This is a genomic window from Cytobacillus sp. T106, assembly GCF_040492155.1.
Classification (GTDB): domain Bacteria; phylum Bacillota; class Bacilli; order Bacillales; family Cytobacillaceae; genus Bacillus_AB; species Bacillus_AB infantis.
Genome location: NZ_JBEUMK010000012.1, coordinates 83,251 through 107,508 on the forward strand (window position 1 = coordinate 83,251; position 24,258 = coordinate 107,508).

The 24,258-nt window shown below is 46.8% G+C and carries 22 protein-coding genes; 1 reads left to right on the forward strand and 21 read right to left on the reverse strand.

Going from position 1 to position 24,258, the window contains the following annotated elements:
- Nucleotides 1–377 precede the first annotated feature (377 nt).
- The 13 genes from paaX to ABU165_RS19285 all read right to left on the reverse strand — a co-directional run bounded on the left by paaX (nucleotide 378) and on the right by ABU165_RS19285 (nucleotide 14,459).
- Nucleotides 378–1,253, reverse strand: coding sequence for a phenylacetic acid degradation operon negative regulatory protein PaaX (paaX, locus tag ABU165_RS19225; RefSeq protein WP_306010471.1), 876 nt, complete (start codon nucleotides 1,251–1,253; stop codon nucleotides 378–380).
- A 125-nt stretch (nucleotides 1,254–1,378) separates the two neighbouring features.
- Nucleotides 1,379–2,581: a thiolase family protein gene (locus tag ABU165_RS19230; RefSeq protein ID WP_318060596.1), complete on the reverse strand. Its 1,203-nt coding sequence runs from the start codon at nucleotides 2,579–2,581 to the stop codon at nucleotides 1,379–1,381.
- Between the two features lie 4 nt (nucleotides 2,582–2,585).
- Nucleotides 2,586–3,440, reverse strand: coding sequence for a 3-hydroxyacyl-CoA dehydrogenase (locus tag ABU165_RS19235; RefSeq protein WP_318060597.1), 855 nt, complete (start codon nucleotides 3,438–3,440; stop codon nucleotides 2,586–2,588).
- A gap of 70 nt (nucleotides 3,441–3,510) precedes the next feature.
- Nucleotides 3,511–4,284: an enoyl-CoA hydratase/isomerase family protein gene (locus ABU165_RS19240; RefSeq protein ID WP_318060598.1), complete on the reverse strand. Its 774-nt coding sequence runs from the start codon at nucleotides 4,282–4,284 to the stop codon at nucleotides 3,511–3,513.
- Nucleotides 4,285–4,297: 13 nt separating this feature from the next.
- Nucleotides 4,298–4,606 (reverse strand): EthD family reductase, encoded by a 309-nt coding sequence (locus tag ABU165_RS19245; protein WP_009790826.1) that lies wholly within the window; start codon nucleotides 4,604–4,606, stop codon nucleotides 4,298–4,300.
- Between the two features lie 37 nt (nucleotides 4,607–4,643).
- On the reverse strand, nucleotides 4,644–5,144 hold the full coding sequence (gene paaD / locus ABU165_RS19250) for a 1,2-phenylacetyl-CoA epoxidase subunit PaaD (RefSeq protein ID WP_148949557.1): 501 nt from the start codon (nucleotides 5,142–5,144) through the stop codon (nucleotides 4,644–4,646).
- Nucleotides 5,145–5,160: 16 nt separating this feature from the next.
- Nucleotides 5,161–5,988 carry a 1,2-phenylacetyl-CoA epoxidase subunit PaaC gene (paaC, locus tag ABU165_RS19255; RefSeq protein WP_187445382.1) on the reverse strand — a complete coding sequence of 276 codons (828 nt, stop codon included), beginning with the start codon at nucleotides 5,986–5,988 and terminating at the stop codon, nucleotides 5,161–5,163.
- Nucleotides 5,957–6,322: a 1,2-phenylacetyl-CoA epoxidase subunit PaaB gene (gene paaB, locus ABU165_RS19260; protein ID WP_148949558.1), complete on the reverse strand. Its 366-nt coding sequence runs from the start codon at nucleotides 6,320–6,322 to the stop codon at nucleotides 5,957–5,959. Before paaB ends, paaC begins: the two co-directional genes overlap by 32 nt.
- Nucleotides 6,323–6,337: 15 nt before the next feature.
- On the reverse strand, nucleotides 6,338–7,294 hold the full coding sequence (gene paaA, locus ABU165_RS19265) for a 1,2-phenylacetyl-CoA epoxidase subunit PaaA (RefSeq protein ID WP_148949559.1): 957 nt from the start codon (nucleotides 7,292–7,294) through the stop codon (nucleotides 6,338–6,340).
- Nucleotides 7,295–7,312: 18 nt separating this feature from the next.
- Nucleotides 7,313–8,647 (reverse strand): phenylacetate--CoA ligase family protein, encoded by a 1,335-nt coding sequence (locus ABU165_RS19270; RefSeq protein WP_101547650.1) that lies wholly within the window; start codon nucleotides 8,645–8,647, stop codon nucleotides 7,313–7,315.
- A 254-nt stretch (nucleotides 8,648–8,901) separates the two neighbouring features.
- Complete coding sequence (locus ABU165_RS19275; RefSeq protein ID WP_009790820.1) at nucleotides 8,902–9,330, reverse strand: hypothetical protein; 429 nt, start codon at nucleotides 9,328–9,330, stop codon at nucleotides 8,902–8,904.
- A gap of 839 nt (nucleotides 9,331–10,169) precedes the next feature.
- Nucleotides 10,170–10,925: a TraR/DksA C4-type zinc finger protein gene (locus ABU165_RS19280; RefSeq protein ID WP_101547648.1), complete on the reverse strand. Its 756-nt coding sequence runs from the start codon at nucleotides 10,923–10,925 to the stop codon at nucleotides 10,170–10,172.
- 120 nt (nucleotides 10,926–11,045) lie between these two features.
- Nucleotides 11,046–14,459 (reverse strand): hypothetical protein, encoded by a 3,414-nt coding sequence (locus ABU165_RS19285; protein ID WP_318060599.1) that lies wholly within the window; start codon nucleotides 14,457–14,459, stop codon nucleotides 11,046–11,048.
- Between the two features lie 218 nt (nucleotides 14,460–14,677).
- On the opposite strand from ABU165_RS19285, the gene ABU165_RS19290 reads away from it, so the two are divergent.
- The gene (locus tag ABU165_RS19290; protein WP_318060600.1) at nucleotides 14,678–16,054 is read left to right on the forward strand and encodes a dipeptidase; all 1,377 of its coding nucleotides are present in this window, start codon (nucleotides 14,678–14,680) and stop codon (nucleotides 16,052–16,054) included.
- Between the two features lie 35 nt (nucleotides 16,055–16,089).
- On the opposite strand, the gene ABU165_RS19295 is transcribed toward ABU165_RS19290, so the two are convergent.
- From ABU165_RS19295 to ABU165_RS19330, 8 genes are all read right to left on the reverse strand, one after another.
- Entirely contained in the window at nucleotides 16,090–16,281 is a 192-nt protein-coding gene (locus ABU165_RS19295; RefSeq protein WP_009790816.1) for a hypothetical protein, read from the reverse strand.
- Between the two features lie 69 nt (nucleotides 16,282–16,350).
- The gene (locus tag ABU165_RS19300; protein WP_101547645.1) at nucleotides 16,351–16,698 is read right to left on the reverse strand and encodes a hypothetical protein; all 348 of its coding nucleotides are present in this window, start codon (nucleotides 16,696–16,698) and stop codon (nucleotides 16,351–16,353) included.
- A 126-nt stretch (nucleotides 16,699–16,824) separates the two neighbouring features.
- Nucleotides 16,825–19,146: an RNA polymerase recycling motor HelD gene (gene helD / locus ABU165_RS19305; RefSeq protein WP_318060601.1), complete on the reverse strand. Its 2,322-nt coding sequence runs from the start codon at nucleotides 19,144–19,146 to the stop codon at nucleotides 16,825–16,827.
- A gap of 272 nt (nucleotides 19,147–19,418) precedes the next feature.
- Nucleotides 19,419–20,117 carry a tryptophan 2,3-dioxygenase family protein gene (locus ABU165_RS19310; protein WP_306010464.1) on the reverse strand — a complete coding sequence of 233 codons (699 nt, stop codon included), beginning with the start codon at nucleotides 20,115–20,117 and terminating at the stop codon, nucleotides 19,419–19,421.
- Between the two features lie 15 nt (nucleotides 20,118–20,132).
- Nucleotides 20,133–20,756: an arylformamidase gene (kynB, locus tag ABU165_RS19315; protein WP_094767272.1), complete on the reverse strand. Its 624-nt coding sequence runs from the start codon at nucleotides 20,754–20,756 to the stop codon at nucleotides 20,133–20,135.
- Between the two features lie 13 nt (nucleotides 20,757–20,769).
- Nucleotides 20,770–22,041 (reverse strand): kynureninase, encoded by a 1,272-nt coding sequence (kynU, locus tag ABU165_RS19320; RefSeq protein WP_318060602.1) that lies wholly within the window; start codon nucleotides 22,039–22,041, stop codon nucleotides 20,770–20,772.
- Nucleotides 22,042–22,158: 117 nt separating this feature from the next.
- The gene (locus tag ABU165_RS19325; protein WP_318060603.1) at nucleotides 22,159–23,757 is read right to left on the reverse strand and encodes an MDR family MFS transporter; all 1,599 of its coding nucleotides are present in this window, start codon (nucleotides 23,755–23,757) and stop codon (nucleotides 22,159–22,161) included.
- A gap of 30 nt (nucleotides 23,758–23,787) precedes the next feature.
- Nucleotides 23,788–24,186: a MarR family winged helix-turn-helix transcriptional regulator gene (locus ABU165_RS19330; RefSeq protein ID WP_318060604.1), complete on the reverse strand. Its 399-nt coding sequence runs from the start codon at nucleotides 24,184–24,186 to the stop codon at nucleotides 23,788–23,790.
- Nucleotides 24,187–24,258 lie beyond the last annotated feature (72 nt).

The following is a 24,258-nucleotide window of genomic DNA, read 5'->3' on the forward strand; positions in this document are numbered from 1 at the left end:
TTAAGGAACGCAGGCTAAAGGCGCCACGTCCTGTGGCAGCGCCTGCATGACCCGCGTCCTGCGGGCCCAGCATAAGACGCGCAAGAATAAAAGGCGATCTTTGTCTTTAATTCTTGCGTAGCTTATGACTCGAGGCTCTGGCGCTGGATCTGGACAATAGAAAAGCGGAGGGCGCTTGCTCAGAATTAAGAAGTGCAGGCTAAAGGCGCCACGTCCTGTGGCAACGCCTGCATGACCCGCGTCCTGCGGGCCCAGCATAAGATACCTTGTGGGGGGCATGAAGAGATCTCTCTTTATGAAAACTAATCTTTACTATTGAAAGCAACATTCTTTACGAGACAGAGCCAAAAAAAGAGACCTTCACAGGTCTCTTTTTTTCATTCAAGTATATAAGGATGATCCAAAACGTCATAATCATCTTCCCTGCTCCCAATTTCATTGCCGTCTTTAAAAACGGATTCGAAAAACCGGGAGGCGGGTTCCGCCAGTTCTTTATAATAATCACTGAAGAGCGAAGCAGCATGGGCCCCGAGCCACTGAACCGGAAGAAGCTCCGCGGGAAGGCCCGGATCGACGAAAAGAAATTTCCTATATTCATGGACAAGCCCCGTCCTCTCTACAAAACAGTCGGCATCTGTCATAAGACCTTTCTGGATCCTGCTTTTGGCGATAATATATTTCTCGCTGTATTCACTAATGAAGCTCTGGTATTTCCCATTGATTTCGTCCAGGTCCCAGCTTTTCGCCACAATCCTGCTGTTCTCATGGGGGCCTTCATATTCAGCGATGAAGAAATCAACATAATCTTCAATTTTATATTTATCAATCAAGTCGGAAACCTGCTTTTCCAGATTGTTTGCAGAAATCCAGCAGCTGCTGGAAAAAGAGCCGAATCCGCTCCAGACCAGCTCTTTTCTCAGTTCATCCCTGACAGATCTGATCTCTTCCGGTATCGTATACATAAGCATGCGCCATTTGCCGTCCCACTCTTCAGGCTTAAGCTTGAAGATCCGCTTTCCCGCTTCTTCTATTCTTTTCTGGCCCCGATCGGTCAAAGAATAATAGCTCTTATTGCCAGCCTTTTCGGCTTGCACCCATCCTTGCTTATTCATTCTGGAAATTGCAGCCCTCACCGACTGGTCATTATGGCCGAATTCACTTAAAAGCCTGATCAGGCTGCCTATCCAGATTTTGCTTCCGTAGTGTGAGATATAATCTCCATACAATGTAAAAATCATCGATCTTGTATTCAAAGCTCTTCATCCTTTTCTTTCCCTCTGCCATATGCTGTCCCTTGCTGTAGAGCCGGATGGCCCGGCCTCTTTTGTGCAATATCTATATATTACATGAAAATTCTTATTTTTAAAACAGCTGGTTCTTATTCTTCCCACCGCTCCAGGATCGATGCAATTCCCTGCCCTACACCGACGCACATCGCCGCCATGGCATAGCGGCTGTTCCTTTTTTTCATTTCATGGACAAGTGAAGCCAAAATTCTGGCCCCGCTTGCTCCAAGGGGATGGCCAAACGCGATGGCGCCTCCATTTACATTAACGCGGGCAGGATCAAGGCCAAGCTGTTCAATGCAGGCAATCGACTGGGCTGCAAAAGCCTCGTTCAACTCGATAAGGTCTATCTTTTCGATTGAAATCCCGGCCCGTTCAATAGCCTTTCTAACTGCCGGCACAGGGCCGATTCCCATGATAGAAGGGTCAACACCCGCAACCGCTGAAGCTGAGTATTTGGCAAGCGGGCTAAGATCAAGCTCAGCCGCTTTTTCCGCACTCATCAGCAAAAGGACAGAGGCCCCATCATTGATGCCGGATGAATTTCCTGCCGTTATTGTGCCTCCGGAAAACAGGGGCTTCAGCTGGCTAAGCTTCTCAAAGGTAGTAGTCGGGCGCGGATGCTCATCATTTGAGAAGGTTTTGGACTCACCTTTGTTTATTAATTCAACGGGGATGATTTCATCGGTCAGTCTTCCCTCCTTCATCGCTGCCTTCGCCTTCATCTGGCTTTCAAATGCAAAAAGGTCCTGCCTTTCTCTGGTTAACCCGAATTTCTTTGCAACATTTTCAGCCGTTTCCGGCATCGACTCTGCTCCATATATCTCCATCAATGCCGGGTTTGTAAAACGCCAGCCGATCGTTGTGTCGTAAAGCTGCATGTTCCCCCTCTGGAATTCATTTTCCGGCTTGGCCATGACAAAGGGAGCTCTTGTCATGCTTTCTGTACCCCCTGCGATAAAAATATCTCCTTCACCGGCCAATATCGCTCTTGCCGCATAATTTACCGCATCAAGACCTGAACCGCAGAGCCGATTAACCGTCGTACCTGCTGTTTCGACCGGCAGCCCTGCCAGAAGGGCCGCCATCCTGGCGACATTCCGGTTATCTTCACCAGCCTGATTGGCATTTCCCAATACAACTTCCTCAATATCTGCAGGCAGGACCCGGGGATTCCTTGCCAGCAATCCTTTTATCGCCACAGCTGCAAGATCATCCGGCCGGACATTTTTCAGGCTTCCTTTATACCTGCCGATCGGAGTGCGGACAGCATCAATGATGACAGCTTCCCTCATCACCTCATCTCCTTTCCCCATATTCATATACGCCGCGGCCGGACTTCCTTCCAAGCCGGCCTGCTTTAACGTACTGCTCCAGGAGAGGTGCCGGCCTGTATTTTTCACCAAGCTTTTCATGAAGATATTTCAGATTGTTCAGCCTTGTATCCAGGCCTACCAAATCCCCCAGTTCAAATGGCCCCATAGGATAATGAAGCCCCAATTTTATTGCTTTATCGATTTCCTCAGCAGTCCCTACCCCTTCCTGCAGCATATAGAAGGCTTCATTGCCGACGAGGGCGCTGATGCGGCTGGTAACAAACCCGGGAAATTCATTGATGATGACGGTTTCTTTGCCCATCTCTTCGGCAGTCTGGCGTATAAATTCCACAGATTCATCGCTCGTCTCAAGCCCTTTGACAATCTCTACAAGAGGCATTTTATGGACCGGGTTGAAAAAATGCATGGCCAGCACTTTGTCCGGCCTCCCGGTAAAAGAGCCGATTTCCGTCGGGCTCATTGTCGATGTATTTGAAGCAAAAATGCAGTCTTCTGAAGCATGCTGATCGATTACTTCAAATATGTTCCTCTTAATATCAAGCCTTTCAGGGACTGCTTCAATGATGAGATCGGCCTCGGCAGCATTGCTTGCCAGGCTTACTGAAAAATGCAGCTTCTCCCAAGTGTTTGAAACCTCATTTTCTGTCATCTTCCCCCTCTGCACACCTTTTTGCATAATAGATGAGATTTCTTTTTCAGCATCCTTTAGCTGGGCATCGCTGATATCAACCAAGACAGTCTGGAAACCGCTGGCTGCACTAACATAGGCAATGCCCCTGCCCATGACCCCGGAGCCGATGACCACTATCTTTTTCATCCTTATCCCCCCGTAAGTGAATTGAAAAGAAAAAGCACCCAAGAGCGAGTGCCAAAATGGTAAGCATGTGCTACATGCCTATAAAAGCTGCCTTCCTTTTCTCGAGAAAAGCCTGAACACCTTCCTGATGGTCTCTCGTCAGCCCGGCCATCCGCTGACCTTTGGCGTCTTCTTCCAGGTAGTCATTTAGATTCAGTTTCCAGCAATCCTTAAGCTGTTTTTTAATCAATCCTGCGGCTGCAGTCGGGAGGGCGGCTGCTCTATCAGCGAACAATCTTACACCTTCCTCCCAGCTTTCGTGAGGGATAACTCTTGTCGCCAGTCCCAGCCGCAAAGCCTCTTCAGCGGTCACTTTTTCCCCCAGCAAGGCAAGCTCCAAAGCTTTTGCCTGGCCAATCAGCCTGGGCAGGAAAAACATATTGCCTGCATCAGGAATAAGGCCGACATGTATAAAAGACTGAATGAAGCTTGCTTTATCCGAGACAAGCCGGAAATCGCAGGCGAGCGCCAGGCTCATCCCGGCCCCTGCGGCAACACCATTTACTGCTGCAATGACAGGCTTTTCACAATGATACAGCTCCATGACCATCGGGTTGTACCTTTTCCGCAGAATTTCCCCATGATCTGTGTTTTCGCTGATACTGCCCAGATCCTCCCCTGAACAGAAAGCCCTGCCTTCACCGGTTATGACAATCGCTCTTATCCTGGGGTCAGACCCCGCCTCCCGCAAAGCCTGCCCGATTTCACTGTTGAGATCTGCCGTAAAAGCGTTCAGCTTTTCCGGCCTGTTGAGCCTGATCCAGGCAATCTTACCTTCAGCTTCATAAATGATAGTCTGATACATGGGACGCGCCCCCTTATTCTTCTGTTTCTTCGCCGATCATCAGGGTGATGATATCGCCTGCAAATGACATGGCATCTTTTCCGGAGGCTTTTCCTTCGTCCGTTTTCATGGCAGCTTTGAGTGCTTCATGACTGTCATAAAACATTTCGCACATAAGGTAATACTTGCCTTCTCCACCCATGGGACTGCCGGTGATTCTGGTAACCTTCATTTCCCTAAGCCCTGGTATCTTGGCTGTAAGTGGCGCATGCGTCTTAAAATAATGCTCATCGAAGGCTTCCTTATTTTCGGGGTGTTTGTAAAGCGCGATCAGTTTTACCATTTTCTATCATCCTTTCAATCTATAAGTTTATTATTGCCTATAAAAGGCTGGATACCGGCTTCATGGCTTCAAAAGGATTCCTGCATGCACGGCAGTACAGCAGGCTCCTGCAGGCAGTCGGCCCGAATATATTTTCAAGGGAGGTGTAAGGAGAGCCGCAGTAAGGGCAATCCACCTTCCACACTCCGGTTTCTTCCACTCTTTCCGGGGCCGGCGCGATGCCGAATTCTTTCAGATGCGTTCTGCCCTTTTCAGAAATCCTGTCAGAAGTCCAGGGAGGATCATAGATGAAACGCACTTCAGCAGACTGTTCGAGATCCAAATACCTTAGTTGTTCTTCAACGCTGCTTTGAATCATTTCAAGGGCTGGGCAGCCCAGAAAGGTAGGCAGGAGTTCAATCAATATTCTTTCTTCCTCCACCTGCACTCTTTCGACCATTCCAAGTTCAATAATGGAGACAGCCGGGATTTCCGGGTCTTTGACTACATTCAGTGCTCTAAGAATAGATTGCTCGAGCTCGTTTCCGGCGTTGTCCATATCTGCACTTCCTTTTTCACCAGCAGGCTGCCGGGTCGCTTCTGTACACTTCAGAAAGTGTATCCAGAGCTTCTGTTAAGTCTTTTGTATGCTGGCCTTCTCTTCCATTCCCCAAATCAAGCCCGAATTGGCGGGGGAAAAGAGAGCCGGCTGCTTCAAATACGGAGGACAGATTTGCTTCCAGGCTTATTAACAGCTGCTCTTCCCCGGCTATCAGACCCTCGGCCTGCATTTCTTCTGCAAGCGGACCCAGATGTAAGAGATCCCCCATCATGGTATAGATGCCAGATGCCGCTTCCTCCATGCGCCTCCTCGCCTCCCCGCCGGCCTGCATCAGCTGCAGGAACCAGGTTTTCCAATGAAGAAGATGGTAGTGAAGCTCCATGCTTATTTTTACGGCAGCTGTCCGGAGCGGAAGAAAGGAGGAAGTTTTCAGCGATTCCATTTTCACTTTCTTTGCGTATACATAGAAAAAGTTACGGACAACAGCAAAAGCCCAATCATACTGGGGATTCTGCAGATAATGGCCCGGCCCATTCGCCCTTTCGGCAAGGATGCTGTTCCTTCTTTCTTCAGCCTTCCTTAAATGGGCGAGATTATCTGAACTTCCCTCCCCCATTTCCTCCAGAATCTGATAAAACATACTGGCATGCCCCATGGTGTCCTGGCTGATAGAGGAAAAAGCAACATCCTCTTCGATGTGCGGAGCAAGGCCGAGCCACTCTGAACCGCGGTATGAAAGGATGAAATCATCATCCGCGAGCTGGTATAATAGTTCAATGGCAGCCCTGGAAGCTTTATTTCCAGGCTGCTCAGCCTTCAGTTCGCCTGTCAATGTTCCCATTCCCTCCCCAAGAAAGAATTTCTTTTTCATCCAGCATATTCTGTTCGTACTGGCGCCATTTCTTCTTTAAATATCCGTATCCTTTTGCAGTCCTGTAATCCTTGTTATCGAGCCGCTGAAGGGTGAGCCTCTCCTCCGGATCCATCTTGCGTATCTGTGAACGCTTGACGACCCAGATGTCAGCAACCGGCTCTCTTCTCATGAAATTTTCCTGTGCAAAAACAAGGGCAAGCTCTTCATTTGGCGCCATCAGCGAAAATTGATGCTGCATTGGTGCCGTATCCGTTTTTTTGCTGAACACTTCGTATTCACTGTAAAATTCAGAAGCAGGCACATGCTCCCTCCTTTCTTAATTAGCCTGCACACTCAGTGCATCCCGGACCCATTGGGAGGACTGATAGGCATCCCGGCGCAGACTCAGCCTTTCAGCCGATTTCGGGCCGCTGTTGCTGATAATTTCTTTAAAGCGGCTCCAGTCAGGCTGTTTATATGTCCATCCTGTTTCTTCACTGTATCCCAGGGTCGGATCCGGTATAGTCAGTCCGAGTGAAAGGATCCTTGGCACATACTTCGAAAAGAAATCCTGCCGCAGCTCTTCATTTGTTTTCGTCCTGATCTTATACTTAATCGTAATATCCTGCTTGGACGTACCGGTCGCCCGGGCATCTGCCGGGCCGAAAAACATCAATAATGCTTCCCACCAGCGATTGACAGCATCCTGAACCATTTCTCTCTGCTTTTCTGTCCCCTCGGCCAATGCCATGATGATCGCCTCACCATGCTGGGCATGGAAAACCTCTTCAGCGCAGATTCGTTTTAATGCTCTTGCATAAGGTCCATAAGATGAACCAAGCATATTCGTTTGGGTGATGATCGCTGCACCGTCGACCAGCCAGCCTATAAGCCCGGCGTCCCCCCATGTAGGAGCCTCCATATGAAAGACATTGTGGAATTTGAGCTTCCCTGTAAAAAGATCTTCCATTATATGTTCCCTGCTTTTGCTAAGCGGCAGCATCAGATCCTCTGCAACCCGAAGCAAAAGCTGTCCGTGGCCCATTTCATCCTGGACCTTGGCCATGATGCCAAGCTTCCTTTTTAGAGTCGGCGCTTTAGGGACCCATTCCTTTTCAGGCAGGGCACCCATGATTTCGCTTATTCCGTGCATGCTGATCAGCTTGATGAGTGTGAGCCTGTAATCATCGGGCATCCAGTCATCCGCCTCTATTTTTTCCCCATTAGAAATCCTTTCCATAAAGTTTCCCAGCTTCTCCTCTTCGGTTAAAGAAGAATACAGCTGTCCTGCCATATTGTCAGCCTCCTTCTATTAAATCCCGCTTATAGCTTCAGGAGCATTTTTGTTATTAATTATTCTCACAGCTTTCCCCTCGGACCGGGGAATGCTTTTCGGCGGATGAAGTTCAACGGAAATGGAAATATAGCATTGAGATTGTAAATGGTTTTTAAGCCTCATTCGGATAGCTTCCGCATAATCGGACTGTAAATCGCCGCCCATCTTTGAATAGGACCTTTCCTCCAATTCAAGATGCAGGACAAGTGATTTGAGCGCCTTGCCGGAATGAAGTGCAATCTGATAGTGGGGGGAGATATCTTCCTGGCCAACCAGACAGCTTTCTATCTGGGAAGGAAAAACATTCACGCCATTAATGTTCAGCATATCGTCGATCCTGCCCCTTATTCTCGACATCCTGGCAGTGGTCCTTCCGCACTTGCACGTTTCCTTTGACAGGCTGGCAATGTCACCGGTCCGGTAGCGGATAACAGGAAAGGCTTCTTTTGAAATGCTTGTGAAGACCAGCTCCCCTTCACTCCCAAAAGGAAGCGCTTCCAAAGTTTCCGGATCGATCACCTCCGCAATGAAATGATCCTCAGCGATATGCAGCCCATCCTGTGCCTCATGGCATTCCATGCTGATGCCAGGACCCATAACCTCGCTTAAGCCGTAAATGTCGCAGGCTTTAATGGCGAGCTTCATCTCCAGAACTTTACGCATTTCTTCCGACCAGGCCTCTGCTCCGAATATGCCGTATTTCAGCGAAGTACTTGCAGGATCGATACCCATTTCCTCCATCTTTTCAGCAAGACTTAATATATAAGAAGGAGTCCCGCATATAACGGAAGGTTTAAAATCCTGAATGAGCATGATCTGCCGTTCCGTGTTGCCGCCTGAGACAGGTACAGTGGCCATTCCGAGATGTTCGCTGCCATAATGCAATCCAAGGCCCCCCGTAAAAAGGCCGTATCCATATGCATTATGCAGCCGTTCGCCAGGTCTTCCGCCACCCAGCGCAATGGCACGGGCGACCAGCTCTGTCCAAATCTCAATATCCTTCTTTGTATAGCCGACAACCGTCGGCTTTCCGCTCGTGCCAGAAGAAGCATGCAGACGGACCACTTTATCCATCGGAGCAGCAAAAAGGCCGAACGGGTACTGGCTCCTTAAATCTGCTTTCTCTGTAAATGGCAGTTTTTTTAGATCTTCTAGCGTCTGAATATCCTGTGGCACCAGGTTAGCTTCAGAAAATCTTTGCCTGTAAAATGGCACTTCGTGAAAAACTCTTGCTGCTGTAATCTTAAGCCCTTCCAATTGAACGGCTTCAATCACATCTCTGCCCGATTTTTCAATGCTATGAAGAATCAAAGGGCACCCTCCTATTCCCTTTCCGTCATATAACGTAAAAAAATCGTCTCGTTTAATATCTGTTATACCATTAAGATAACCTGAAAAAAATCCGTTGTCAAATTATTTTTCAGAAAATTCAATCCTCGTTAAATATTATGCCAGATGGAGGATTCTTTTTTTCTCAGTCTTCAGTCACTCATTCGAAGCTTCCTTATAGAATCTAAAAGCCGGCAGGAGAATTTGATCTCCTGCCGGCTATATGATTGAACTCACTATTCCCCGCATTGGCCTTGGGTTGTACATAATTCCTGCAGAGAAAAGTCCCCTTCAGGCAGTGAAATAAAGGTAAACCCATCCTCACTGTATAATTCCCATCCCTCAAAATGGCAGCTGTCATGAAATAAGTCAAGAACTATTGAGCCGGAAAAAGCGATGCGCAGCATTTTAACTTCCTCCATAAAAATCACTTCAATTACCTGACAGCCGATGAGAGACTCTTTCAGCTGAACATTGGCAGGAACCTCACGGGAATCACTGCTTCCAGCCATGATTTTATTTTCGCGCTGGAGCCTCCATGGACACTCAGCGACAAGGCCGCCTGCTGTCAGCTCCAGTTCAAGCAGAGAATTTGAGCCAATAATAACATTGACAATGGATTGCTTTTCAAAATGCGAAAAATCGATACCGCTTAATTTGCTCATATAGTTGTATTCTCCCAGCTTTATATACTTCTTTTAAAACATCGCAGCACTGGTCTGTAAGCACCTTCCATTTTTTTAAAAGTAATGTAATCATTTTTGTATGTATGTTATCAGGATTATATGGTTTCAATAAAAAGCAGCCTGTTTGGATGGAAGCTTTTTGTATTTTTTAGCAGAAGGGGGTGAGTTTGACCGTTGGAGGACCTCTGATTTAATTATTTCAGTTTAGAGGGTTCCATTCCGCTCTTTTGAGGCCCTCTGATTTGATTTTTTCGGTTTAGAAGGTTCCATTTCGCTCGTTTGAGACCCTCTGATTTGATTATTTCAGTTTAGAGGGTTCCATTTCGCTCTTTTGAGGCCCTCTGATTTGATTATTTCAGTTTAGAAGGTTCCATTTCGCTCTTTTGAGACCCTCTGATTTGATTATTTCAGTTTAGAGGGTTCCATTTCGCTCGTTTGAGGCCCTCTGATTTGATTATTTTAGTTTAGAGGGTTCCATTCCGCTCGTTTGAGGCCCTCTGATTTGATTTTTTCGGTTTAGAGGGTCCTATTCCGCTCCGTTAAGACCCTCTATACCTCTTTTTCCTGCTTAGGGGGTTCTAGTCTGCTCCTCTAAGACCTCTGTACGGCTTTTTCCTTGTTCAGAATGTTCCAGTTCCCTTTTGGCTAAAAATTATCTTTCATCCCTTTATGTTTCTTTTATTATATCCTTGAAAAAAATCCATGCCAAATCATTAACCCCTGTTTTCGGCAGATACGGTGTATCTGTTGAGCCACAAAGAAAACGGAAAACTACTTGTCCTGCACCCTTCACATAAAAAAAAGCCAACTCCTAAGAGTCAGCTTTCGTCTTCGACATATGGATCATGTTCATAGGCAGGAAGGTCGCCGAAGGTTGTCATGATGCCTTCTTCATCAAGGGCCTCTTCATACCTTTCATGCTGTGCACTTGGGTATACTGTGATGTTCTTGCCTTCAATATCGGTACCGATGAAGTTTTCATAATCCTCAACATAACCGATATTTTCCTCTGCTTCTATATTGGTATCGTTATAATGGTCATGCGGAACAATAAAGTCGGAAGGCGTTTCGGAGTTCCCCCAGCTTTCGACTTCCTGCCATGCGTCCTCTGCATCGAATGAAACATTTTCATCCTGTTCGTCCATATCGAATTTACCGAAAGGAGGCATCAGCACACCTTCTTCGATCGGCCTTTCATGGGAAGTAACCTGGTCAGGGCTGTGCTCCTTGCAGTACGTTGTGTTCGGCAGAGCTTCCAGGCGTTCTTTTGGAATTTCTTTATGGCATACTTCACAAATGCCATAGGTCCCCTGGTCAATCGCCTGCAGCGCTTTGAGTATATTGCTCAGTTCAAGCTTATAGTGCTCATTCAGCGCCAGGTCTTTCTCGCGTTCGTATAGCTCAGTTCCTTCGTCGCCAGGATGGTTATCGTAGCTGGACAGCTCCCCGACGGATTCATGGGGATGGTCCCTTGTCAGGTCGAAATTGTCATTGGACTGAAATCTTTCTTCGAGATCTTTTTTTTCATGCAATAGCTGGGAACGGAACGCTGCTATTTCGTCTTTAGTAAGCAAGATTCCATCTCTCCCTTCTGTTTTGTTCTACCTATATTTTGGGATGTACGGTGCAATCTCATGAGTGTTAAATAGTGTTAAATGAACAAAAAAGGAAAGGCCGCTGGGCCCTCCCTTTCTTTATTTCCATTTTTTCAGAACCTGGATGATCCTTTTTCGGAAACGTTCCAGTACGCCAGTCTCACCTTTTGCCACTTTCTGCTTATTCCATTCATAATAGCTTGCAGCTGCAATCAAAAGGCTTCCGGCGATCAGAAGGTACGCCCACCATGGCAGATTGCCCCAAAACGGCCTGGATTGCATCAATACATTAAGTAAAAGAACGGCAAAGCCTGTGAAGAAATATGATTTGATCTTCCAGATCAGCCCGCCAAAAATGGACAGCAGCGATAAAATTCCAATGATCAGGGCATCCTGAATGGTTGAGCCTGCAAGAGCGTCCTCCACTAGAAGAACGGCTGACACAGCAAGCACTGCCCATTGAAGCTTGCTGATGAAGTCCGGGAAACGCCCCTTCAGGATCAGTCTTATCAGTATGCTAACTGCAATGAAAGGAAGCACATATGCCTCCCTGCTGAGCACTTGAGGGATCGGCAAATATTCTACAAGGGCAAAGTATGGCTGAAGCAAAAACATTGCACCGGCAGCGGGAGGAATCCAGCCCCATTCCTGCGGCATCCGCCTGCCTTGAGACCATAATGCCAAAGAAATGAGAATGCCCGGCAGCATTTCCGTAAGAATTCCGCCTTCCGCCGGATACATTCCTGCCAGGAAAAGCAGGCCGGCGGGTGTATAGCTGTCAAACCTCAAACTCCGTTCCGTTATTTCATAAAGCTGTTTGTAAAGAAATTGGCCGATAAAGATCAACACAGCCCCCATTCCGCCCATAACCAGCATCCAGAGTACAGATCCCATACCAGATGCTGTAACATACATCATAGATGCAAACCAGATGAGGACCAGCGGAACACCATTCAGGAGCTCCCACCTTCTGCTGTGGATATAATATAAGATAGCAGCACCATATATCACAGATAAGGAGAATTCCGCCAGTCCAAAAGGATACACCAGCACCGAGAATGCAAGGCCGATTAAGGAGAATGGGACAAGATAATAAGGCAGCCGCTTTTGATCTTCCTCTGACATTAGGCGTGAAAGCCCGTAGGTCACAAAGCTTGAGAGCAGAAAAACATACTGCCTGCTGCTTCCCTCAAAAATCAAAAGGTCAAGCGAATAGAAAAACAAAAACAGTGAAAAGCAAGCACTGTACAAAAAGGCTTTCGTCTGCCACTCACGAGGGGATTGCCGGGAACTGATCCAATATACCGCACCTGCAGCAGCCAAACTGATGAAAGCATGCTCACTATGTAGCAGCCAGGTCAAAACCAATGCAAACGGAAGATAAATATGGGCTGACCATGCAAAAGAACGAAATAGCATTTGTTCTTTATTCCTTAAGAAAGCCGAAATTCCGGCAAGGACAATGCCCGGCATGACAATCTCTATCCATCGGACTATTTCAGGCAAGAGCACAGCCTTGCTGACGGCAGTTAAAAGAGCAAAATATGCTGCAAACACGATTGCCGGCATCAGATAAGATGACAGCCTATTTTTCACTGCTTTATGAAGTCTGTAATAAATCCCTATTCCGCAAACCAATACCGCTGCTCTGGCCCACTCATTCAGCGGGAGGAAGATCGCAGATAGAACGGCTGCCGAATAAAAGGCCTGTGAAATAAAAAAAATATATTTACTCTTTGCCGGCTCAATTTTCCTATTCAGCAGCATGCCTGTCGCCAAACTGGCTGCAGCCAGGATTGCATTCATCGCAAATCCGAGTGTCTCTCTGTAAAATGGCCAGCTGGTCCGCAGCCATTCCCCCCAGGAGAAGAAGGCAAGTGCAAAGGACAAAGGAACTGCCCATGACAAAGCTTCGTTGAACTCCTGCCTTTTTTCAGCGGTTCGGGACATCCAGAACAGGACGCTGAGAAGCATCAGCATAACGCCTAGCCTGCCCCAGCAGGCAAAGCTTGCGGACAGCAGCATGCAGATGCCCATTACACCCAGTCCGATATCACGCGAACTTTGGCTGATAACACGAAAAAATACCGGTGTTTTAAGGATGCCGAATATAACATATATAACAGCGCCCGATAGAAAAACAGGCAATAGAAAATTTTTGAATGAGAAAAATCTATCAGCCAATAACAGCAGCTCCCATGATGCCGCGAATAGAAAAACAGGGCTAAAATAAGCAAATAAACCATTTTTTCCTTCAGCCAAAAACAAAAACTGGCCGGAAAGAATCAGGTAAGCGAGGAGCATGCTAATGGACGGTTCATTCAATCCTGCCAGCGCTGCCTCTGCACTTATCAATAAGAAGACAAAAAGAGACACAGCTGCACTCGTCCAGTTGAATATCTTCTTCCAGCCTTCATCTTCCCTGAGCATTTTTGGCAGGAACATAAACCCTGCACCGGCAGCAGCATAAATTGCCGGGCTAAGAAACTCCAGCAGGGAATTTTCCGTCAGCTGGTATATCCCCATAACAATCAGCAGTGTGAACGCATAATGATATTCCTTCCTGCCGGAAACATACACACTCGCCATAAAGAGAACAGCTGCAAGAAGCAGATTGATGCCAACACTAAAAGTATTCTGATAAAAAGCCAGCATCATAACAGTAGACAAAATCAGGCTTGCCTGGACGATATAAGCCAGCTCCCTAAAGAACAGGGGAGAAATACTCTTTTTCCGCCCCTTCAGGAACAGGGCAATCAGTCCCGCATTATAAATCATCATGCCTAAATAAAAGGTATCCTGCCTTGCCCCCAGTGCAAGCAGCAGGAAGCCGGCAGCCGATGTTAATGCTGAGAAAGCAAACCAGACGAAAAGCCTTGAACCCATTTGCCGGGCAAGGAAACCATAAAACGGAGCCAGGATTAAAGCTCCTGCAGCAGCATAAAAATAGCTCCCCTCACCATAAAAAGATAAATACTCGCCCATGAGACCGAACCAGCTTACCGACAGCAGAAAGATGGGCAGAAACAAGCTCCCCAGCACATTGAAGGCAAGAGCAGTCTTTTGTATTCCAAGAAGCTTCCCGGCTGCAAGGGAGATCCCGAAGAACAGCAATGAAACAAGTGCGATGGAACCGCTCTTCATCCAGTCGCTCATTTCATCCCAATTGCTGGTTGCGACAAAAAGCCCTCCAACCAGGAGCAGCACAACACCGAGATTCAGCGTCATTGATATATTCCGTTCCCGCACTTCCTCGGGGCTCCGTGTTTTTTCTTCAGCAGAAGGCTTTTCAGGTACAGATACAGGCGCAGGTGCAGTGATCACCTTCTCTTCCTTTTTCGGCTGCTCAGCCGTTTTCAATTCCACTGCATCCAATTCCAGTGACTGATAGTAGGAAAGATGGGCTTCAAGCACCCGGCTGTAATCGTCCGGACCAATGAATTCCTGCTTTTTCAGTTTATACAGTTCTTTTTGGAAAATTTGCTTTTCATGCTCTTTGGTAAGAGAACCCAAGGATATGCCCCCTTCTGTGGATTAAAATTCCATCATATTCATTTGGTGTAATATTACACCAAATGAATCATTTTTAAAACTATTTTTTAAAAAATTGACAGAATTTTTGCAAGAGGGAGGTTTTCTTAACCGCTATGGAGAATATAAAGCATTTATTTGCGAAGGCTCTGCCGGCTGCGGGAATATACCCAGCCCGTACAGAGAAATAGGAGGCTGCTATGCTAAACAATGTATTCGATTATTTGAAAAAAGAACGCGACACCCACCTGCAGGAGCTGACGGAGTTTTTATCGATTCCAAGCATCAGCGCCCTGCCTGATCATAAGGAAGATGTCAGAAAGGCAGCAGAATGGACGGCGAAAGCGCTTGAAAAAGCTGGTGCTGAGAATGTCAATATCTATGATACTTCCGGCCATCCGGTTGTATACGGAGACTATATAAGGGATGAAAGCAGACCGACTGTCCTGATATATGGCCATTATGATGTCCAGCCGGCCGATCCGCTTGAGCTCTGGGAAAGTGCGCCTTTCGATCCCAAAATCAGGGATGAGAAAATCTTTGCCAGGGGAGCGAGCGATGATAAAGGACAGGTCTTCATGCATATAAAAGCTTTTGAAGCACTGTTGAAGGTGACTGGAAATGCACCTGTCAATTTTAAGTTTTGCATAGAAGGTGAAGAGGAAATCGGGAGTCCGAATCTGCCAAAATTCGCTGAGGAGCATAGAGAGCTCCTTTCTGCAGATGCAGCGGTGATTTCGGATACCAGCATGATGGAAAAAGGCAGGCCCTCCATATGCTATGGACTAAGGGGGCTCTGCGGGCTGCAGATTGACTTGAAAGGAGCAAATGCTGATCTGCATTCAGGTTTATATGGAGGAGCGGTGCAAAATCCGATACATGCCTTGGCTAAAATTGTGTCTTCCTTTCATGATTTTGACGGTAAAATATTGGTCGACGGCTTCTATGATCAGGTGGAAACATTGACCGAGCAGGAAAAAAAGGCTTATGATGCACTTCGCTTAGAGGATGACAGCTTTAAATCACAAGCCGGCGTAAAGGAGCTGTTTGGGGAATCGGGGTACTCAACTGTTGAGAGGCTTTGGGTCAGGCCGACTTTGGAAATCAATGGAATCGGCGGAGGCTTCCAGGGTGAAGGGATCAAAACGGTCATCCCTTCCCGGGCATCAGCCAAAATCACCTGCCGCCTTGTCCCCAACCAGGACCCAGATGAAATCGCCCGCCTGCTCGAGGAACATATCAAAAAGCATACTCCTCCTGGTGTAGAACTGAGCGTTTCCTTATTTGACAAAGGAGCGCCTTATGTTACTCCATTTGACCACCCGGCCATCCAGACTGCCGGAAAAGCTTATGAAAAAGTATACGGTGTGCCGGCGGCATTCACCCGCGGAGGGGGATCGATCCCGATCGTTTCCGTTTTCGACCAGCTTCTGGGTCTGCCCGTCGTCCTGATGGGCTTCGGTCTGCCGGAAGAAAACTTCCATGCTCCCAATGAGCACTTCCATCTTGAGAACTTTGATAAAGGCATGCAGACCCTCTGCCATTACTGGGCTGACCTGTCGGAAGAAAGGTTTTGAGACCATAGGAAAAGGCGCTTTTCAGCGCCTTTTCTTTATTTCCTGATAGAAACCAATTTTACATCATCAAAGCTGAAACGGTGGTAATTTTCCTCTTTGTCGGTAAACTCAATAAATCCTTCAAGGTCCTTGATCCTTCCAATAACTTCAGAACGGCTTTCGGCCTCAATCTCCTCAATGACCTCCAGGCCTTTCTCAAATGTGTAAACAATTTTAAAATTTTCCATTGCTAACATCTCCTCTTTTATTCTATATGATTGCCTTCACCGGAAGGAAGGTCTCCAAACCGCGATAGTTCAGTTTGTTTTTAAGAGTACAAGCAGCCCATCTTCTGCATACCCCAGGACTTCCCGGGCGTCCACGTCTGACAGGCCAAGGTCTGAAAGTCTCCCAAGAACACTGGAAAGAGCCGGTTCTTCTCCATCCGGTTCAAACGCTGTAGCAAGATTCCGGAAGACCGGACCATCATTTGAAGGTGAATGTTTAACCATTTCAACCTGCAATCCTGTTTTCTCTTTCAGCTTGTCACCCTCTTCACTATCCCTGCACACCACTATATAGCTTTCTGCGGATGAAGCATCCGCTGCTTTCCCGATGATTTCATCTGCAGAAGAAAATACGCCTGCCACTTTTGATTCAGCCATTATGTATCTTCACTCTCCTTCCGGCATCTCTTTCGCATTTTTCCCTAATGGAAACGCCCAAAACCTCTTTTTAATCTGCAAAACATGGAAAAAGGCATTGAGTCTGTGCTCAACGCCTTCAAGAAATTACTTAGTCGTATATAATTTCGGGTCCACTTCAAGGATAAAATCATTTTTCCTGCCTGTATATAGAATATCAAGCTCATGCATGGCCCTCGTGCAGGCAGTATAAAAAATGGTCCGGTCACTTTCATGATCATAGGCAGAAGCATCATAAATAATGACAGTGTCAAACTCGATGCCTTTTGCCAAATAAGCCGGAATGATGGTGACGCCTTTTTCATAGGAGAGGGTTCCCTTTTCGATCAGCCGCACATCCGGCAGCAGTTCCTTCAAGCCTTCAAACGCTTCCTTGCTCTCTTTTGCCGTTCTGCAGATAATGCTGATTGATTTATGAGCCTCTTTCAGCTGCCTATTCACTGTTTCAGCAATCTTAGCATGAAGAGCTTCCCTGTCTTCTTCAAATATTACAGCAGGAAGCCTTCCTTCCCGATTGAATGGCTCAACAAGATCCCCGCCGCTGATAAAAGATCTTGTAAATTCTACAATTGGCCTGGAAGAGCGGTAGCTTTTTGTCAGCACGATGGTCTTCGCTTCTTCCTCATGGCCATGGTACAGCGTCGTAGCACCGATGGAATGAGTATACACCGCCTGGTTCACATCGCCCAAAAGAGTGAGCCTGCTGTAGGGAAACAGCTCTTTGATATAAGCAAACTGGAAAGGAGAATAATCCTGTGCTTCATCAATGAACACATGCCTGATCCCCGTATCCTGCTTTCTCCCTTCCAGGAGATACTGCAGATATAAGTATGGCGTGGCATCTTCGTATGGAATTCTTTCCCTATTCAAATTTGCTGTGGTAATCGCGCAGACAGCATCCCAGTTTTCCGGTAAAAGAGATTCATCCATTAGGTGATCTATGCGGAAAAGCTGCTCATAGGTTGCGAATACATCAAGAAATTTTAGGTTCTTCACCCTGCTTTTCAGTCCTTTGAATCTTTTATTGACCACCATGTTCTCAAGGAACTTCTGCTCTTGTTCAAATTCATCAAAGTTCTCACCGTTTTTATTTTGCTTCTGCTGTGCTTTTTTAAAGGCTTCCAGATAATCCATTTTATCAAGAAGCTGAATTTCCTCTTCCACCCATTCTTTTTTTCGCTCTGCTTTTTGGATTTTCCGGAGCTCCTGCAGCAGCCAGTCCTTAGTCAGCTGCATCCGGTTTGGGATGGAGATGGATTTATCCAGTGAGTAAAAATACTGGCTGATCTCTTCATGGGAAAAAAGAGTCGCGCCGCGGAAGCGCAGGTCTTCAAATTGCAGCCCTTCCTCCGAGAGCTTCCCGGCATATGCATTAATCATTTCAACAAATCCGGTATCAGACTTGAACCTGATTGCCTTCTTCCTCATCTCTTTTTCAGGAGACTCTTCTTCTGAAAGGATAGATTCCAGCTGATCAAAAGGATCTTCTACACCAAGCTCCCTGCCGAGGCTTCGCGTTATATATTCCTGATAGGTTGCCTGTGACATATTTTCCTCGCCAAGTTCAGGAAGGACGGTGGAAACATAGCTGTTAAAAAGAGAATTGGGAGAAAACAGCATAATATTGTCCGCCTGAAGGGTGCCTCTGTGCCTGTAAAGCAGATAGGCCACACGCTGGAGCGCAGCCGATGTTTTCCCGCTTCCGGCGACTCCCTGGACAATCAGCACCTTGCTGTTTTCATTGCGGATAATTTCATTCTGTTCTTTCTGAATGGTCGCTACAATCGACTTCATCTGGGTGCTCGCCTTATTGCCGAGAACTTCCTGAAGAAGCTGGTCCCCAATCGTCAGCCCTGTATCAAACATTCCTTCAATCTTACCGCCCCTGATGATGAACTGCCGCTTCAGCAGCATTTCTCCTTCAATGGTTCCTTCTGGCGTTTGGTATTGGGCGGGGCCGGGAGCATAATCATAATACATGCTTGAAATCGGAGCCCGCCAATCATAGACGAGAAAATTTTCATCTTTTTCATCCATAAGAGAGGATATTCCGAGATAGATGACATCTTCCTCTTTTTCTCCTTCCTCATGGAAATCAATCCTTCCGAAATAAGGAGAATTCTTGATTTTTGCCAATGTACTCAGCTGCCGGTCAAGCTGGCTTTTGGTCCTTTCCCTTTCAGATAAAAGTTCAGCCTGCTGCTTGATGCTCGTAAATGTCTCAATCACATCATCCGGCTCATCCAGATTGACTGTAACATCTTCCCAGAATGTTTTTTTGAGTTCAAGCACATCTGAGCCTGCTGCAGACCCTTTACCCAAAAGCTTGTGCATCTTGCTGTCTGCAATCCCGATGATCTCTTTAACCCGATGCTGTTCCATTTCTTTGCTATCGCCTGGTTTGCTCATAAAAAAAACACTCCCCGGAAAAAATTACGGCCGTTTTTAGTTGACACCACTTGTGTTTCTGTGTTACTATTTAATTAGATAATGATATATATTTTCAAATGGCTTTTTTAGACCGCTCTTCATTGTAACACTAATACATATATTAAACAAGACCGCTGTTTTTAGCCGGTCTTGTTTTTTTGTATTTTTGAATCTGCTCTATTCAGTTCACTTTTTCAATAAAAACTAATGCCAGGGCTCCTGCAAAACAGCAGGAGCCCTATTTTCACTATCTATAAAGGCTTAGGATCATAGCTGGATCCTGTAAGATCAGTCAGCTTGCAGACAGCATCCCAGGCAAGCGGATAAAATTCATGCCTGGCACCGCGCTCCAGGGCCTGGGCTGGAATGCCCTTCAGGCTTTTCGTCCGCAGGCCGATCATCCTTTTGACCAGCTGGATATGGGAATGGCGGAAAGTCTGGAAATACTCGTCAAATGTCAGCAGAGTCTTCAGAAGCCGATAAAGCGTCCGATTGCCGTCAGGTGTTTCTAAAAGCTGGAGCAGAGTCCTGTTTTCCTTCTTTAACAGCCTTTCGAACGGTTCCCAAAGCTTAGGTCCTTCTTTTAAAATAGCATTAAATCCCGGCGAGTCCTGGCCGCTGCCCCTTCCAAGGAACAGCCTGATCGTATGATAATCGGCAGGTGTGATGGCTTTTACGAGATCGAAAACAGGCGGAAGCTGGCGCAAATGCTCATTGATCCGGTCAAGCATAAGACTTGCCCCTTCGGCATCTCCTTTTTGCATGCTCTTGCATGACCGGTCCAAATATTGAAGGATCAGTTTGAAGTGCAGCTCTGCAATCTGGTGGACTGTCTGAAAAGTAAGCTCATCCTCGCAGCAGAGCTCTTCTTCTTCCTTCTGAAGGCTGAGCAGTTCTTGTGTGCGGATGTATTTTTCATAGTCAGACAGCTGTTTGCTTTCCTCTTTCACTGTATCACTCCCATTTCAATCAGGATATTTTCTGAGGACTGCGCGCACCGGGCTTCCATCGGCATATTCAATCGGAAGGGGAAGTGCGATCAATTCGTAGACCCCCGGCTCTGCTTCACTTAAATCCAGCCCCTCGAGTATATGGATCCCGCATCGCTGGAGCTCATGATGGGCGGGAAGCTCCTTACTGTCCAGCCTATCAACAGAAGGCACATCCATGCCAATAAGCTTGACGCCTTTTTCAGCCAAAAATGGTGCAATATCAGGATTTAAAAAAGTGATTTCTTCCGGAAATACAGAGGCATCCTTCCATGACTCCGTCCTTAATAGAAGCCTCTCAGCGCCGTGAAGATCAATTCCTTCAAGCTCTTTTTTCCCGATGCTGGCTGCGCCTGCAAGATCGGCAACTAACGCTTTTCCTATATATACTTCAAGCGGTATATCGGTCATCCGATTCCCTGCTGAGTCAAAATGGAAAGGGGAATCCACATGAGTACCTGTGTGTATGCTCATGGTCAGCTTCCCGACATTCACAGAGCCGCTCTCTTCCTTTGGCCAGCTGACTTCATAGGCAAACGCTGTGTCTCCCGGCCAGACAGGCATCCCCTTGTGAAGCTTCCTTGAAATATCAATGATCATCTTTTATGACTCCTTATGCGATGATTTCTCGCTTGTTTTCATATTTTTCGTATAATCTGTTCTCCATGATGTCCTTTAGAATCGACACAGCCCTCCAGATATCATTGTACGAAGTATAAAAGGCTACCGGTGCGAGCCTGATGATATTAGGAGAACGGAAGTCCGGCACCACACCTTTTTCTTTTAAGGCTTTGCAGATCCTTGCAGCATCCGGGTGCTCAAGAGCAACATGCCCTCCCCGCCGCATATCTTCTCTCGGCGTTCCGATTGTAAGCCCATAACCGGACAGATAAGTTTCTGCCAATTCTATCAGGTAGCCGGTAGCTTTCAAGGATTTTTCTCTGATTCTATCGATTCCGGCTTCCTCAAACATATCGAGCGAGCCTAATAGCGGAGCGGCACTTAAAATATGAGGCGTCCCAATTTGAAAAGCGCCTGCATCATGAGCTGGTTTGAAAGTATGCTCCATATCGAACTGCCGGCTTTTATCCGACCCGAACCAGCCGGATAAGCCCGGCATTTTGCCAAAATGCTTTTTATTCACATAAAGGCCTCCGATTCCCCCAGGCCCGCCGTTCATATATTTATAGCTGCACCAATAAGCAAAATCTGTGCCCCATTCTGAAAAATGGTGCGGAACCGCCCCAGCAGAGTGACACGCATCAAAGCCGATAAGGATGCCCCTCTTGTGGGCTTCCTTTGTCAGCCGTTCTATATCCAGAAGCTGTCCGCTTCTATATAAAACAGTAGGAAGGATGATCAGGCAGATTTCATCCGTCATCGCCTCTATGATATCTTCCTCAGTGATTGTTCTCCCATCCCTGCTCTTTACCTGGACGAGATGCTCTTCAGGCGGCAGACCCTTCAGCTTGAGCTGTGATTGCAGCGCATAGATATCCGATGGAAAGTTCAATTCGTCAGCCAATATTTTGGTCCGCTTGCCTTCCGGCTTGAAAAAGGTTGCGACAAGCTGGTGCAAATTCGTTGTGGTGGAAGCGGTTGCAATCACTTCTCCAGGCTCTCCTCCAACCAACGCTGCTGACCTATGCCCCAATCTTTCGGATACATAGTACCAAGGATTCTCCCCGCTCATCCATCCGTCTATGCCTAAGTTTTTCCATGAATCAAGCATATCGAAGAGTGTTTTTTCTGCCCTTGATGATAAAAGCCCCAGTGAATTGCCATCCAGATAAATCATATTTTCTTTTATGTAAAATTCTTCTGCAAATTTGCGGAGCGGATCCTGGCTATCCAAATAATCTGCTCTCTCTCTTAATTGTTCCAAGTGATTCCCTCCCTGCTCTTCTTAAAAGGTAAGCCAGAATAAGGGTATTGTCAATATTCTGAATTAACCCGGTAAATGGAAAAAGAACCTGGCTCAGCCAGGCCCCCATCTTTTTATTTATTCACCTTTTGCAGGCTCGGGTGCCTTTGTATCCGCTGCACTCCTGAGAGGAATTTCCTTCAGGAAGAAGGTCAGAATGACTGCCACCAGCATCGTGATGGTGACAAATAAGAACACGCCCGACAATGCATAGCTGAGCGCCTCCCTGAGCATTGAAATGATATGCTCGAACAGGGAAGCAGCTTCTGCCGGCAGCGAAGACTTAACCAGGGCCAGTTTCTCATGATCCAGGAGAAGCTGAGGGTTCTTCAGAGACTCCAGTTTCCCCGCAAGCTCAGGAGAAGCAGCCATATTATTGGTATTCTGATTCTGTGACATGGTGGTCATTTTGTCTTCCATGCGGTTATTCAAAAGTGTTCCCATTATAGCAACACCTACAGTTCCGCCGACTGAGCGGAAAAGCTGGGATGTCGCGGTGGCAACCCCCAGGAATTTCTGCTCAACCGCATTCTGGACAGTCAGCGTGAATACCGTCATGCCGATCCCGATACCAAATCCTACAAGAATCAGAAATCCAACAAGTGCATATTGGGAAGTATCTGCATCCATCCGTGATAATAAGTACAATCCTACTGCAGAGATGCATAACCCAATGATTGCCTGCAGCTTATATTTACCTGTCTTCGAGATGATCTGGCCGCCAAGGGCACTGGCGAAAACCAGCCCCAGAGTCATGGCCATCGTCAGGAAGCTTGAGTGTGTGGCTGAATATCCAAGAACACCCTGGATGAAATAAGGCACATACATGACGCCTCCAAACATGGATACCCCGATGACGAAGCCAATGATATTTGAAATTGTAAAGATACCGTTCTTAAATAAATATAGCGGCAGAATCGGTGTTTTGACTTTTCTTTCGATTAGGATGAACAAGATGAGTGCAATCACAGCACCGCCGAACAGCATGATAATCTGTGATGAACCCCAGTCATATTTTGTTCCTGCCCAGGAGAATCCTAATAAAGTGAGAACGATGGTGGCTGTCAAAAATACTGCCCCAACATAATCGACGCTTTCCCCTTTTTTCTTTTCCTGTGACGGGAACAGCTTCCAAATCAATGCAAGTGCGACAATGCCTAGCGGCAGGAATACCCAGAATACCCATTTCCACTCCAGGTTATCAACAATATAACCGCCGAGCGTCGGGCCGAAGACACTGGAGATCCCGAACACAGCGCTCATCGCCCCCTGCCACTTCCCTCTCTCGCGGGGCGCAAAAAGGTCTCCTACGGCAGTAAAGGCAGTAGACATGATCATACCGGCCCCAAAGCCCTGGATGCCGCGGTATGTAATCAGGTCAAAGATATCAGAGGACGTTCCCGATAAAAAGGCGCCGATAGAAAAGATAATAATTCCAATTAAAATAAATGGCTTCCGTCCATAAATATCAGACAGTTTCCCGACAAGTATGGTTGTAATGGCGCTGGTCAGCATATAAATCGTGAAAACCCAGCTGTAATAATCCAGTCCGCCCAGGTCGGATATGATTTTTGGAAGGGCGTTGCCTACGATTGTCTGATTGACTGCGGCAAAGAACATTGCAGCAATGATGGCGATCATAATCGTAATTTTTTCTTTTTGGCTCAAATGTTCCATTATTTGCTTCACCTCTTATGATGTCTCTTTTTAGTGGACCCTGCCCAGCAGGCTGCTTGTCAGAGCAAGTTCTTCATCCGATAAATCACGGAGCTTTTCTTCAAAATAATCCTTGGAAACCTGCTCCAGCTCTGCTGCCATCTTTCTTCCCTCATCTGTCAGGGACAAGCATACAATTCTTCTGTCGTGTTCGCTTCCGCCCCGCACGATCAGTCCTTTGCTAAGCAGCTTTTCGCTGACTGCTGTTATATGGCTGCTTGAGACCCCGAGCTCATCCGCCAGCTGGGAGACCTTACTTTCCCCTTTTTCTGCAAGCTTCCTGAGAACAAGGAATTCATTAAAAGGAATATACCCGTCAAAAAGGCCATGAAAATCTGCTTTTGATTTCTTCACAGTTCCTCTCACTGTTGCAATCAGGTCGTAAATCAATCTATCCCTGCTAATTGGTATCCCCCCTGCTTCCATTTACCAGATAAATAATTAACTTTGTGAACTATTAAC

Bases quoted from the DNA above. Each gene is read 5' to 3' on its own strand.
- ABU165_RS19230 (WP_318060596.1), bottom strand. From the start codon at position 2,581: ATGAGGGAAGCTGTCATCATTGATGCTGTCCGCACTCCGATCGGCAGG.
- ABU165_RS19235 (WP_318060597.1), bottom strand. From the start codon at position 3,440: ATGAAAAAGATAGTGGTCATCGGCTCCGGGGTCATGGGCAGGGGCATT.
- ABU165_RS19240 (WP_318060598.1), bottom strand. From the start codon at position 4,284: ATGTATCAGACTATCATTTATGAAGCTGAAGGTAAGATTGCCTGGATC.
- ABU165_RS19245 (WP_009790826.1), bottom strand. From the start codon at position 4,606: ATGGTAAAACTGATCGCGCTTTACAAACACCCCGAAAATAAGGAAGCC.
- paaD (WP_148949557.1), bottom strand. From the start codon at position 5,144: ATGGACAACGCCGGAAACGAGCTCGAGCAATCTATTCTTAGAGCACTG.
- paaC (WP_187445382.1), bottom strand. From the start codon at position 5,988: ATGGGAACATTGACAGGCGAACTGAAGGCTGAGCAGCCTGGAAATAAA.
- paaA (WP_148949559.1), bottom strand. From the start codon at position 7,294: ATGGCAGGACAGCTGTATTCTTCTTTAACCGAAGAGGAGAAGCTGGGA.
- ABU165_RS19275 (WP_009790820.1), bottom strand. From the start codon at position 9,330: ATGAGCAAATTAAGCGGTATCGATTTTTCGCATTTTGAAAAGCAATCC.
- ABU165_RS19290 (WP_318060600.1), top strand. From the start codon at position 14,678: ATGCTAAACAATGTATTCGATTATTTGAAAAAAGAACGCGACACCCAC.
- ABU165_RS19295 (WP_009790816.1), bottom strand. From the start codon at position 16,281: ATGGAAAATTTTAAAATTGTTTACACATTTGAGAAAGGCCTGGAGGTC.
- ABU165_RS19300 (WP_101547645.1), bottom strand. From the start codon at position 16,698: ATGGCTGAATCAAAAGTGGCAGGCGTATTTTCTTCTGCAGATGAAATC.
- helD (WP_318060601.1), bottom strand. From the start codon at position 19,146: ATGAGCAAACCAGGCGATAGCAAAGAAATGGAACAGCATCGGGTTAAA.
- kynB (WP_094767272.1), bottom strand. From the start codon at position 20,756: ATGATCATTGATATTTCAAGGAAGCTTCACAAGGGGATGCCTGTCTGG.
- ABU165_RS19325 (WP_318060603.1), bottom strand. From the start codon at position 23,757: ATGGAACATTTGAGCCAAAAAGAAAAAATTACGATTATGATCGCCATC.